General features: G+C 37.3%; 10 protein-coding genes and 1 pseudogene. All 11 read left to right on the forward strand.

Annotated elements, in window-relative coordinates; genetic code table 11:
- Positions 1-157: 157 nt before the first annotated feature.
- The 11 genes and pseudogenes from PaeCFBP13512_RS21520 to PaeCFBP13512_RS21575 all read left to right on the forward strand — a co-directional run bounded on the left by PaeCFBP13512_RS21520 (position 158) and on the right by PaeCFBP13512_RS21575 (position 13,965).
- The gene (locus PaeCFBP13512_RS21520; protein ID WP_161594332.1) at positions 158-880 is read left to right on the forward strand and encodes an RHS repeat domain-containing protein; all 723 of its coding nucleotides are present in this window, start codon (positions 158-160) and stop codon (positions 878-880) included.
- Positions 880-9,477, forward strand: coding sequence for an RHS repeat-associated core domain-containing protein (locus PaeCFBP13512_RS21525; RefSeq protein WP_137225861.1), 8,598 nt, complete (start codon positions 880-882; stop codon positions 9,475-9,477). Before PaeCFBP13512_RS21520 ends, PaeCFBP13512_RS21525 begins: the two co-directional genes overlap by 1 nt.
- A gap of 19 nt (positions 9,478-9,496) precedes the next feature.
- Positions 9,497-9,862: a ribonuclease toxin immunity protein CdiI gene (cdiI, locus tag PaeCFBP13512_RS21530; RefSeq protein ID WP_137225863.1), complete on the forward strand. Its 366-nt coding sequence runs from the start codon at positions 9,497-9,499 to the stop codon at positions 9,860-9,862.
- A 180-nt stretch (positions 9,863-10,042) separates the two neighbouring features.
- On the forward strand, positions 10,043-10,390 hold the full coding sequence (locus PaeCFBP13512_RS21535; protein WP_137225865.1) for a hypothetical protein: 348 nt from the start codon (positions 10,043-10,045) through the stop codon (positions 10,388-10,390).
- Positions 10,391-10,805: 415 nt separating this feature from the next.
- A complete protein-coding gene (locus tag PaeCFBP13512_RS21545; RefSeq protein WP_137225866.1) occupies positions 10,806-11,003 on the forward strand; it encodes a hypothetical protein in 198 nt (65 codons plus the stop codon).
- Positions 11,004-11,141: 138 nt separating this feature from the next.
- Positions 11,142-11,417, forward strand: a complete 276-nt coding sequence (locus PaeCFBP13512_RS21550; RefSeq protein ID WP_161594333.1) for a hypothetical protein — start codon at positions 11,142-11,144, stop codon at positions 11,415-11,417.
- A 263-nt stretch (positions 11,418-11,680) separates the two neighbouring features.
- Entirely contained in the window at positions 11,681-12,082 is a 402-nt protein-coding gene (locus PaeCFBP13512_RS21555; protein WP_137225870.1) for a zincin-like metallopeptidase toxin domain-containing protein, read from the forward strand.
- Positions 12,083-12,100: 18 nt separating this feature from the next.
- Positions 12,101-12,496, forward strand: a complete 396-nt coding sequence (locus PaeCFBP13512_RS21560) for a PepSY domain-containing protein (RefSeq protein WP_137225872.1) — start codon at positions 12,101-12,103, stop codon at positions 12,494-12,496.
- Between the two features lie 186 nt (positions 12,497-12,682).
- Positions 12,683-12,931, forward strand: a pseudogene (locus PaeCFBP13512_RS21565) (pre-toxin TG domain-containing protein); the annotation flags it as partial.
- A 123-nt stretch (positions 12,932-13,054) separates the two neighbouring features.
- A complete protein-coding gene (locus PaeCFBP13512_RS21570; RefSeq protein ID WP_241669456.1) occupies positions 13,055-13,525 on the forward strand; it encodes an EndoU domain-containing protein in 471 nt (156 codons plus the stop codon).
- A gap of 26 nt (positions 13,526-13,551) precedes the next feature.
- Positions 13,552-13,965 carry a hypothetical protein gene (locus PaeCFBP13512_RS21575; protein WP_137225876.1) on the forward strand — a complete coding sequence of 138 codons (414 nt, stop codon included), beginning with the start codon at positions 13,552-13,554 and terminating at the stop codon, positions 13,963-13,965.
- Positions 13,966-13,973: the final 8 nt, after the last annotated feature.

A 13,973-nucleotide genomic window follows, 5' to 3' on the forward strand; every position in this document is an offset into this window, starting at 1 on the left:
ATAAATCTAAAGAAGATTGTCATTAACAAAGGGAGGGTGAATAAAGAAGTAGTCACTGTGCAAAATATGCTAACTAAGTTGTATGAGCTACAGATATTCAAAAGGGAGAGAAGCGAAAAAAATGAGAAAGATTAGCACAATGATAGCCATAAGTATGATGAGTATGTTACTTACAGCTCCACTAATGTATGCAGCAGAATATCAATATGATGATCTAGGTCGAGTCACTTCAGTTACTAAAGATGGCAAGCAAACCACATATACGTATGATCAAGGTGGAAATATATTAAGTATCAAATCCAGTACTAGCAGTAAGTCATTACGTCAAACGTCCAATGTAATGACAGGTTGGACAGCTTATGCCACAAAAGGAATTAAAGCGAGTTATCGTACAGCAACAGAAGATGTATACGCACCTACAACCACCACAATACCTCAATCAGTTGTACATAATGTGTATGGCGACACTACCGTAGCAAGCGATGTATACCATTCCTCTTCTTCTATGATGAACACACAATGGATCGAAGTATCGTCTAAACATACAGGCGCTGCGAATATTTACCGTGATATTGCTGTGAAAGCAGGGCAAGCTTACTCTTATAATGGCTGGGTACAGACCCAAAATGTAAAAGATGCTGTCGTGCAAGTCATCATTAATTATTATGATAAAAACAATAAATTAGTGCATTACAACAACATTTTGAACCTCAAGCAAAATACGGACTGGCATACGTACGGTGCCAACTTAAAAGCTCCAGCACAAGCGGTCAAAGCCCGTGTTCATTTGCAGATTGTTCTGCTCAAATCAAATGGTACAGCACAAGCCGGATTTGCTGATCGTACATTTGAACAGTCAACACAGGGGGATAACCGTTAATGAAAAATAAATATGTACGGTTAGCCTTATTGTTTGTTGTTTTATTTGCTGTAGTCGCAGGGTTCAAAATGAATTCTGCTTCTGCGGAGACCGGCGTATATACATTAGGTCCTGGAAGAACAATGGATTTTACATATACAGCTTCTTCCTCTGCAACTATTTATGTGACAGGTACCAATTATGATTATGTAAAGTACTTAGCAAGCGGAGATGTATCTGGTTTCTATACTAAAACAGCATATGTTCCAATTACTTTATCTATTAATCAGACCGTGCGAATAACGAATAATTCGTCTTCTAATATGACAATAGATATGAAAAGTAAAACATTTCAACTCTCGTCTCAAATTTTTAAAGCACTGACTCGATATTCTGTACAACCGGGAGCTAGCGCTTATGTGAAAAATAGTAATTTAGACTACTCTTTATCGGTTGATATTGGTGGCATTAACTCGAATATTCATTATGGTGCAGATGGAGAATTGATTGTTTCTTCTTTCACTCGTAAAGATACGGGTGGAGGAGAAGTTGTCGAAAAGGGTGGCACTATTCTTGTTACTAACCGTGACAATGTAGCATTCGAAATTGTAGGTCCAACCATTCCGATAGATATTACTGGAACTAGTTCAACAGCTGATTTCAGATACAATCTAACTAAAGGTGGTTCTGTACAAGCAACTAATAATACGACCAAAAACTTCTATGTGTATATTGACGGCACAGATAATTATGAATTTTCAATCTTTGATGAGGATGGAACACTGGCTTCATCAGGAGTAACCAAGACTCCAACTAAATATGTTAAAGCAGGGCAAAGTATCGTTTTGACTAATCCTAGCGATGCTTCTATGTTGGTTACAGGTGCATCTCCTGCATTCTATACCACAACCCAAGTTGAACCGCCGATGATTACCAAAACGTTAGCACCCGGCAAAAGTATTAAAGTGCTGAACAACTCTGGCGATACCATGAAACTGTTAACCGATGATATAGGCAATGGTTTCCAGATTGCGGAGTACAAATCCAATGGCGCTGTAGATAGTTACGATATTTTAAATACAAGTGCTAACTACATTATGGGAAATGGTAACTATGTTGTGATTACCAATCCTGCTTTTAATACACAATCAATTAAGATTAAGATTCCTAAATTGAATTCAGTGATATCCGATTCAGCTAACCCTGCTTTATTGGATCAAGATATTTCTCCAGGCCATTCGGTAGAAATCAAAAACGTATCGCCTACCAAAACAGGACTATTTGTATCTGGTGAATTTGATTATGCTCTGTATGATAGTGCAGGCATTAATGAGTATGCACCTGTAGTGAAATCTTCAAATATTTATCCTGATCCAGGTGAAAAAGTAGCTATTACCAATATAAGTAGCAGCAATACAAACACAAGTATCCATGCTCCTTATGAAGCATTTGTAGCGACTGCTCGTACGCAACCCGTCACGTTTAATCGTGTACTGAATGTAGGCGAAACATTAAAAACAATCAACACCTCTAATTATTCATTCTATATCAATGCAAGTGGGCAACACCACTATGCTGTCTACAAAAAAGATAATAATAAAGTTGATGATTTTGATAATCCGATCGTAAGTGCAAGACATCTGATTAGCAAAGATGAGAAAATGATCACCACCAATAGTGGTAATCAAGCGATGACGGTATCCGGTCCTTATGACGCATTTGATATCAGCAGTCGGGCTGAACCTGCTTTATACAAAGGTTATCTCAATGCAGGACAAAGTGCGAAATTAACAAACACCAGTCCGGCGCTGTTCAGTATGTTTACGGATGGAATATATGATCAAGCGAGTTATCGTGCAGATGATACATTACGCTCACTAGATCATGATCGTGTCGCCAAATCATTACCTTTTTATAATGGAGAACGAGTGACGCTAACGAATGCTGGAAGCAGTCAACTTGTTATTTTGAGTCCTTATGATGTAACAACAGCTCAATCGAGTAGCGATCCTGCACTACTGGTGAAGCAATTAGCTATTAATCAGAGTGCCGAGTTTATTAACAAAGATAAAGCCAATGAAACGGTTTATTTTACAGGTAAACATGACTTGATGGATTATGATACAACAGATCAGCCTAACAGCTATTATCGTGGTACCACTACAACGTACCGTTCTGTAGATCCTAATCAACGCTTAGCTGTCATGAATACGGATGTAAAAACAATTGATGCATATGCGGCTTTTGAATTATTTACAGGTAAAGACCGTACCAATCCAGTCACATTCAAGAAAACATTATCTACAAAACAAAGTCTAGACTTCACGAATAAAACAAGCAAAACATTCTTCATTTATCCTAATGGAACGTATGATTTTGCAGAGTATCAAGCAGGGCAATCGATCGAAATGGGAAGAAAAGAAACCAGTTCTTCCAAAAGCCTGCTGACATCTAATCGTATGTCGGTCACCAATGTGATTTCAACAGATTTAACAGTAGAAGGGCCTTATGATGCATTCACGATACAAGCACGTACGAATCCTGCTTTGTTTGAAGAAGTATTATCGAAGCGTGAAAGTATCGAAGCTCAATATACAGGTACTAAGTCAGGGCAAGTACGTCTGACGGTCAATTATGATTCTGCTTTATTTTCAAATGATGTATTAAGTGAATATGGTCGTAACCATACTGGTTCGGCTGTACAAGTGGTAGCGACAGGTGAACGTGTCGCTGTACAAAATGTAGATGCAACTCCCGGTTTGGTATACGGAGCGTATGACACATTTAAAGTAATACCGCGTACCAATCCCGTCACATTCCAGAAGGTACTGAATACCGATGAGAATGTAGATATTACCAATACACAACCATCCAAATCGTTTAACGTGTATCTCAACGCTGTAGATAATATCTACGACTATGTCAAACGAGATGCAACTGGTGGAGTCGATGGATTAGGACGAGCAGTATCGGGTGGAGTTGAACTTCTAGAGCATGGAGAGCGCATTGCGATTACAGCGCCAACAGCGCATTCTGTAATGATTGAAGGCTCTTATGATGCGTTTAAGATCGCTAATCGTACGAACCCAGCGTTGATGAAAAAAGCATTAGCACCCGCTCAAAGTCTAGAAGCGACCAATATAGATAGTATTCCTTCTCGATTAATTATCGAGCAAATCTATGATATGGCAACGTATGATAGTACGGGTGCACTAAAACAATATAGTCATGGATTAAGTGGAACACCTTCACAAACACTAGATCCTAAGGCCAAAATAGCCATTCAAAATAGTGATACGATCTACAATGTGGTATATGGTCCTTTCGAGTCGTTCCAGTTAGCGGACCGAAGTAATCCAGTTACTTTTACCAAAACGTTATCTACGAATGAGTCTATAGCATTTGAACAAAATGCACTGAATCAAATGTTTTTATATTTCAATGGTAATCCGTATGATTACGCACAGTACAAAGCCAATAAAGAAGTGCGTGAGTACGGTTGGGACGAACTGCTTTCGCAAGCGATGACCAAAGGAGATCGTATTGTTGTTGCAGCATCAGGTACAGCTAATGTAACGGTTCAAGGTTCGTACGATGCCTACAAAATGACAACAGTGAGCGGTAAACCTGTAACGATCAAAACGCTTGAAGTCGGCGAAAGCTATTCAATCCGTAATATTTCGCCAGGCAACTTTTTTGTTAAATTAGCAGGTAATCATAGTTATCAACTGTACAATGCGAATGGCAAACTCACCATTTCGAGTACAGGAACAACAGCTAGTTATCACGACGTTCCTGCTTCATCACGTCTGGTTGTAACGAATGTAGATGTAGCACCTATTACAGTCTATGCACCGACAGAAGCGATCAAAGTGACACAAGGCGATGATCTGTTAGTCAAAACATTGACGATGGATCAGACGATGAAAGCGACCAATACATCAAGCAGTTCAGCTACATTATCTGTAGATGGTAAGTACGATGTGGCCGTATATGATGCTTCAGGCAAACCTGTTCAGTATGATCGCAAAACAACCGGTAATTCGGTATCTGTTCCAGCAGGTGGTTATGCGATTCTTACAGGGCAACAAGCGTCCAATACACTGGTTAATGGAAATAAAGATCATTTTAATTTCCAAGATCAGGACACTCCGGCACTATCACTTTACACATTAGCACCGAATACGATGGTCAAAGCAACCAATGTACACGATCATGCGCGTGCACTTAATGTAGGTAGTAAGTTTAGTTACTGGACAGAGCAAGGGGAAGAACAAACAGGTTCAGGTACAGTTACGATCGGAGCAGGCAATACGACTGTGATTCGTAATACGGGTACAACCACATATGAACTTTATAGTCCATATGGTTCTTTCAAAATGGAAGTCACAACAACGACTCCAGTTCCTGTACCGCCAGTAGTGAATCCTTCTGTAGGAACTATCGATCCAGCCGATTATGATCAACAGACGTATTATGCAGATCCTGTTGACACTTCTACAGGAGCACAAATTATCAATAAAACGATGATGGTTGCTCATGGAACAGTCGATATTCCTTTCCAAGCTCAGTATTATGCTCTTTTACAAGGTAATGCGGGTCTTGGTAAAGGATGGAGTCATAATTTTGAAATGCGTTTGAGTAAAAACAATACAACAGGTCAGATGACGGTATATTGGAATGCTTTCCGTACCAATAACTTTATGCTAAATAGTGATAAAGCTACCTACACTCCTGTTGAACGTGCAGTACGTAATGACCAATTGCAAAAAAATGCAAACGGCACATACACATTGACCCGTTATGATGGAACACATTACATTTTCGCTGCTAACGGAACACTGCAATCAATGGGTGAACGTGGCGGCATTACAATGACGATGCAGTATGATAGTTCAGGTAAGTTACTATCTGTGACGGAACCGACCAGTGGAGCAAAGTTAGTCATCACTTACAACGCTATCGGTAAAGTAGCGACAGTTGCCGATCAAGCGGGTCGTACATCTACATTTACTTATGATGATACAGGTCGATTGATTACACTTACCGATCCAGGAAGCCACAAAACAGAATATACGTATAACAAAAATAATCAGATTGTGACAGGTTCATTAGATGGCAAGCTTGTATTCTCAAATGCGTACGATAGCAAAGGCAGAATATTGCGTCAGAATGATGGAATCACTGCACATCAACCAACAACGTTTGCTTATAGCAATGCAGACGGAATGCTCACGACGACGATTACAGATCGCAACGGTGATATTCAAAAACGTGTGCATAATATCAATTATCAATTGGTTGAAGTTCAAGATGGCAATAGCAGTAAAACAAGCTACACCTATGATGCTCAAGGCAATCGTACCAGTATTACGAATGCGCTAGGTCAGACGGCGAAGTTCGAATACGATAGCAAAGGGAATTTGACCAAGAATACAGATCCATCTGGTCTATCGATGACTTTGACCTACGATGCCAAAGGGAATTTGCTCAAAGCAACAGGACCTGATGGTAACAGCATTACAAGTACGTATGATGCCAATAGTCGTCTACTCAGTACAACCGATACCGAAGGTTATAAAGTATCGTATGAGTACAATGACAAAGGCATGTTAACAGCAGCAACCGATCCGCGTGGCGGGAAGACGATCTATAGCTATAATGGCTATAAATTAGATACGGTGACTGCTTCTACAGGCGAGATTATGAAAGTGGGTTACGATGCCGCAGGTCGCATGACGACTCAAAGCGATGCAGAAGGTAACCTTTCACAAGCTGTTTATAATGATAATGATCAATTAATTAATATGATTGATCCGCTCAAAAATAAAATCAGCTACACGTATGATCGGCAAGACAATCTAGCAAGTGTTACCGATGCACGTGGCAATGTGACAAGCTACACCTATGATGCTAATGGACAATTAACAGCGGTTCGTAATGCACTGGGTGGAACACTTTCGATCACTTATGATAGCGAAGGCAATATGACAGCTGTCACTGATCCGTTAGGTCGTAAGAGTTCATTTACGTATGATGCCGCAGGTCGTCTGATGACAGAAACGAATGCTGCAGGCGCAACGGTGAAATATGCATACGATACATTAGGTCGTCCAATCGAAGCGTATGATGCACTCAATCACAAAATGTATACAGTCGAATACGATACCGCAGGCAATCCGGTCAAAATGACAGATGCGCTAGGCTATACGTATACAAGCACATACAACGATCTCAATCAGTTAACCCAATCAGTCGATCCGTTAAAACGCACAACGACCTATGGGTATGATCGTAAAAACCAATTAACATCGGTTAAAGATGCGATTCAAGGCAGTACATCGCAGACAATCGATGCGTTTAGCCAGATTACTCAAATGGTAGATGCGAATGGTAATCGTGCCAAATATCAGTACGATCTGCTTGGACGTCTGACTTCAGAGCAAGATGAAGCAGGGGGCAACCATAGCTACACGTACAACAATGTAGGATTACTAGGTAGCGATACCGATAAAAATGGTCGTAACAGTAAATATAGCTACGATGCCGCAGGGAATTTGAGCCAATTTACCGATGAAGCGGGTAGTGTATCGTATGACTATGATGCTAATGGAAATATCACTTCGGTTAAAGGTAGTAATGGCGAAGTATTAGTACGTAACTATGACAAATTGAACCGTGTAGAATCGTTCACTAATGGAGATGGACAGACCATTTCGTATAGTTACGATGCCGCAGGACAATTAACAGGACTTACGTATCCAGATGGCAAAAAAGTATCCTATACGTACAATGCCAATGGTCGACTAGCTACAGTGACAGACTGGGCAGGACGCCAAACTTCTTATACGTATGATGCGAATAGTCGCTTATTATCGACAACACGTCCAGATGGAACGAAAGAAGTTCGTACGTATGATGCCGCAGGACAAGTATTAACATTGAAAGACTTGCAAGCGGATGGAACGGTATTGTATGAATACAATTACACGTATGATCAGGTTGGACAAGTGACGAATGAAGACGGTGGCGATATCAATGCCGATCTGAATACTGTTACAGCCGATGTCTATGGGCCTGGATTATCTCCATTGCTTGAAGATGTGATGATTCAAAGTGAAGGATTACCACAAACTACAGATATCGTATCATCCGGTGTTCAAACCGATGTATACACACAGCCAGCCAGTGTAACCGCAGATGTATACGGTACAGGCGATATGACGATGACGTACAGTGCAGACAATCGTCTAGCTACGGTCAATGGTGAAGCAGTGAAATATGATGCCGAAGGAAATATGCTGGTCGGTCCACTTGCTGGACAGATGCAAAACTATACCTTTGATGCACGTAACCGTCTGGTTGAAGCCGGTGGGGTACAATACGGATACGATCACGAAAATCATCGTACGTCGATGACCGTTAACGGAACGACCACGAAATATGTGATCAATCCCGAAGCTGTGTTGTCTCAAGTGTTGATGGAAACCGATGGAACAGGCAAACCAACCGCATGGTATGTGTACGGTAATGGCTTGATCGGACGCCAAGATGCGAATGGAGCGTACCAAAGCTACCACTACGACCGTCGAGGAAGTACACTCGCATTAACCGATGCTAAGGGACAACTCACCGATACGTACAGCTACGGTACCTATGGTGAATCGTTAGGACACGAAGGAACTACCGAGCAACCGTTCCAATACAACGGACGCGACGGAGTCATGACTGATCCGAACGGGTTGTACCAGATGCGAGCAAGGTACTACAATCCAGAGATCAAGCGTTTCGTGAACCGAGATGTATTGAGTGGAAGTATCGACGATGGGCTGACCATGAATCGCTATGCCTATGTAAATGGGAATCCGATTTCGTATATCGATCCATTTGGACTGAGTGCGGATAGTGACGAGATGTTGAAAACGGTTGGAAGTTTCTTAGCAGATGCTGTGCCAGGATTAGGTACACTCAAAGGACTGCAAGAAATATTTACCGGAGTCAACTATGTCACAGGAGATCAATTATCGGTTGCAGATCGAGTAGCTAATGGAGGCGGAGTTCTCTTAAGTTGGGTACCTGGAGGCAAGATTGCAGGGAAAGCCTTAACTAAGGGAGCAATTGATGGTGGTAGTTGGGTTATAGCCAGAGTGGCTAAGAATAAAAATAGTTTTAAATACTTGTCTAATTTTGAAGATCATATAATTAACGCTCAAGGTATTGTTAGAAAAGGGAATAAGGGAGTTGTTGGAGGACACAATTTGCAAAGCTTTGAAAAAATTATAACAGATCAAGGTTGGAACCTAGAGGATATCATTATTTCCAAAACATCGCATTCTACAGTTTCTGGAGTGTTTCAGGTTCAGTACAGACTTCCTGCTCTTGATAGAGAATTAAAAGTAATACCTAATCAGTTTAAAAATATTTCCCATCCCAAAACAGTATATGATCCAAATGTAATCTCTAATAACCAAATGATAGCATGGGGTAAGGAAGCAATGGAAAATGGAGAGATGATAGGTAGAGAAATTAGAGGAACAGCTTCAAATGGTTTAAAATTCACAGGATACCTTGATGAGAACGGTATAATAACGAATTTCTTCCCGACTTTATCAAAATAATTTTTAGGAGAATGCTGTGATGAGTGGCAATTTAACAGAAAAAGAATTATTGAATATGTATTATAGACATCTTGAAGAGGGATACTTTTTAGATGCACTTAAAAATTTTTGTGAAGAAAAAGGATTTGGTGGAAGTGAACACGTTTGGTGTGTTTTTGCAAATGAATTAAATGAATGGGATGAAGGTTATTTTGGTGAGATAGGAGTTTGTTATTTTTTTGATTACCCAGCAGTGGAAGAAGATCAAACGCTAGTATTAGATTACGCTACTTTCTATCATCATTTAAAAGAAGCAAGCATAAATTATTTAATACACAATCCAAATGCTAAGGTTGAAGTTGAAGCTCAATTAAAGGAAATTAAAAAAAAGCTTAATATTTCTTAACAAATATTCCAAACCAAATAATAAAAATTCTATTAATACATTTGCGTATACTATCTAATTACACTAAACAGATCTACTCTAGTAAACTATTACTAGAATAGATCTGTTTTTTGCTAGTTTCGTTTTATTATTTTATGGGATATTCAAAGCTGTTCAAAGATAAACTTTGGAGTTAATAGTATGAGAGTTAAATCAGAACTACCAATATTAAAATCACAACCCATACGGATATCTTCTTCTTGGAAAGTGGACTACAATACTTTTGTAGAATTAGATCCAAAGACATTGAATGAAAAATGGATTAATTTCACAGAAGATTTACTTCAAATGAGTTATATTCGAGATAATATTATTTGGGATATTGGATGGTATCCAGAAGCAAACCCTCTAGGGGAATATGGATTAGAATTAATTAAAAATTTAGATTGGTCTAATCCGATAGAAAGTTATTCTACAAAGCATAAAGTTGCTTTGCTTGCAAAACTTGAATATTTATTATGGGCTGTTGGTCAAGGGTATTATAATTAAAGGTAGTTTGAAATAAATTTAAAATACAAGCTGTATATTTTACAACTTGTATTTTTTAACTTAAAAATCGTTTAATTATTCGTTTTAATAGTTCAAACTCAAGCTATAAGAGATTGGTGATTCAAATTTGTAAAATTAGATGGAGTGAGTGCGGATATTAATAAGATGTTTAATGCAGTGAAAATATTCTTATCAAATGCTATTCATGATTTGGTGAATCTAAATTATTTATAGGAATTATTTAAATAAAATATTATGTTACAGGTCAAGAACTTTCTGTAGGCGATCGAGTTGCTACTGGAGTAGGCACCCTAGTTAGCTTTTTCTCTGGTGGTAAAGTCGTTAGAAGCTAATAAAAGAAAAATCATTTTATGCTAAACCTTGAGAACTTTTTATAGCTGGTTTTGGATTTATCATGGGCCAACAAATTAAGCCGAAGAATATATATATAGAATTAAGAAAAACTTCTATAGGAAAAGAAACTATTGCTATTATTGAAAAAAATAATGTTGAGGTTAATCTTTCTTATACAGAGCCTTTTGAAGATATATATGGAGAAGCATTTGGTAACACAGCTATCACGTATATCAAAAATACACAGTCTTTAAATTAACTGCTCAAATTATTATTCATGAAGTTACACATGCTGGTTTAAAGATTAAGGGTACTCAGAGAGCTGAGATCATAGCTTTTATGAGGGGTTCTAAGCACAATTATAATGAATTATCTGTTAAACAAATCAGAGAGATTATTGAAATGGTTAAAGCCACTTATCCTGAATTACCTTATCGCTAAAGAGGAGTTGATTACTGTGACTAAAAGAAGTAAAGAAGAAATTTTAGAAGCAATTGAAGAGATGCATTTATTGCGAAAAAAGGTAATGAGTGGAGAGAAAATACCTTGTCCCAAATGTGGAGAATATTTAATTTTTTATGGCAAAAATAGTGGCAAACATCCCGGTATTTTTTGTCCTAATAATGACTTTGAAATTCTTATTGAATATGGTAATAAATTTTTCGAGAAATGATCATTGAATTATAATTAAATACAGATTGAGAATAAAATAATTATTATAAATTGCACTAAATTTTATACTTAAAAGATATTTATGAAGTCTTTCGAGAATGGATTATAAAACAGGTTAGAAGATGTCTGTGAGAGACTAGATAACTAGTGTAGTATGAAAATTTTGTTAGTAAAAAAAGCAACTAAAAGTGCTATTAATGGCCATAGTTAGCTTGTTATTAAATTTAGTAAAAAAATAGTGCTGATGAAGTTTTAAATGAGAGCATAGATTATAGAAATGTACAAAGGCTACAAAATAGTAGAAAAGAAACATTGGCTCTTACAAAAGAAATTAGACAGTTTAAACAATACTGGGGTCAATATGGAATTAATGTCAAAGTAGATAAGAAAGGAAAAGTTCTTACAGGGAATTATGAAGCAGGATTTGATTATAGCAGTGGAGCAATATGGATCAAGAAAAATCCGAGTCTCATTAATTTATATCATGAAGGGTATCATGCGGAGCAATGGTTAGCGATAGGAAAAGAAGCTTATATGAATCTTAGTCGATTAGAACGAGAGGAATATGTCTATTCAAGAGTAATGCAAAATGAAGAATTGTTTGACGGTAACTCAATCAATCATTCAAAAGAATATATTAATGATTTGCGATTAAAACACAGATGATTTGGAAGGTGAGTAGAATTGAAAAGATATAATAGAACTAAAGAAGAATTAAAAAAAATACTTGATGAAGTAGATCGGAATTTTCCTAGACATCATCGCAGAATAAACGAGATTACTATGGATACTGTATTAACACCAGAAGAAGCAATAGCAATTGCTAAAAAATATCATGAAGAAAATAAAGAGGAAGGGATCGTAAGTGAAGAAATCGAAAGATTATATTTTGATGAAGGATATACGTTCAAAAGAGATGAAAACAATAGAGAAAATGATGATATCCGACCAGCATGGCGAGTAACAGTAGATTTACCACCTAACCCTTTTTTGTTTGAAGATTACACGTTAATTATATCGGATCGAGATCGTAAAGTAATGGGGATGTTAGGTCAAAATGGACAACCAGTAGAATTATAACGGTTGGGTTCGAAAAAAGAAATCTTGAAAGATTATTTCTTTCAAGATTTCTTTTTATTTAATGATTTTCTAATCATACTGTACGTATAAACCATTAAAGACATCTATGTTGAATCTTTAGGATGCGATGAAGCTATAACTGATCCAAACGAGAGGTGCACGAGATGAAAAACGTATTACAATCCAGAGATCAAATGTTTCGTCAATCGAGATGTCGTGAGTGGCAGTATTGACGTTGGAATGACCTTGAACCGGTATGCGTATGTGAATGGGAATCCGATTTCGTATATCGATCCGTTTGGATTGAGTGCTGATAGTGACGAGATGTTGAGAACAGTAGGGAGTTTCATAGCGGATGCTGTGCCAGGATTAGGTACACTCAAAGGACTGCAAGAAATATTTACCGGAGTCAACTATGTCACAGGAGATCAATGATCAGTTGCAGATCGAGTAGCTAATGGAGGAGGAGTTCTCTTAAGTTGGGTACCTGGAGGTAAGATTGCAGGAAAAGCCTTAACTAAGGGGGCTATTGATGGTGGTAGTTGGGTTATAGCAAGAGTGGCTAAAGAAATTGATAATACTCCTAAGATCCTTTTAACTAAAACTATTATTAGTAAGGATATGAAGGAGAAAATATTACAAGGACAACGTAAAGTACCAAAAAACGAATTAATTGGTGGACATTCATCTACTATAAATAATAGTAATACTGATTTTGCAGTAGAAGTTCTGTCCAATAATGCTGATGGAACAAAAAATGTTCTTTTTACTAAACAATTTTCAGACGGTAATATTTCTAAACTTAAAAAAAGTACATTATTTCCAGACTCATGGAATGATGAACAAATTCTCAATAGTATCTTAGAAGTTGGAAACGCACCAGCTATTTCAACAAGATTAAGAGATGGAGCAACTTGGCATAGAAAAATTGTAAACAATGTAGAAATTGATGTTCTCAAAATTGGAGATAATTTGAGTAGTGGATATCCTACAGGAACAAAAAATGCACCTCGTCCTTCAGGTTTTTAAAATTTGTAAAGTGAAAGGTTCTAAATATGTATAGAGAATTAGATAATCTCTTATCAGCTAATACAACAGTAGATTCTTGGTATGATGATGGTTGTACAATTGCAAGTGAGATTCTATCAGGATTTAATAAAGAAGATTGGGAAAAATTATCAATTGAAGTATTTAATAAGTCTTTAGAGTGGCAAAAAAAAATAGCCTATTGTTTGGATAGTAATTGTAATGTATATGAATTAAAAATTTTGTTGTCATTGCTTGAAACTAAAGATGAAGAACTTTTTCAAATATGTATAGATACTTTAAGAAGTTTTACAACTTTAGAGAATAAACAAATAATAATCAAAAATCCATCTATCTTACAACGAATTAATAATTTATTACCTACGTCAGGTATAGCAGTAAAAAAAGTATTAGAAGATTTTATTATTAAAATTTATTCATAGAGATTTAA

The sequence above is a fragment of the Paenibacillus sp. CFBP13512 genome, assembly GCF_005233705.1.
GTDB lineage: Bacteria > Bacillota > Bacilli > Paenibacillales > Paenibacillaceae > Saccharibacillus > Saccharibacillus nuruki.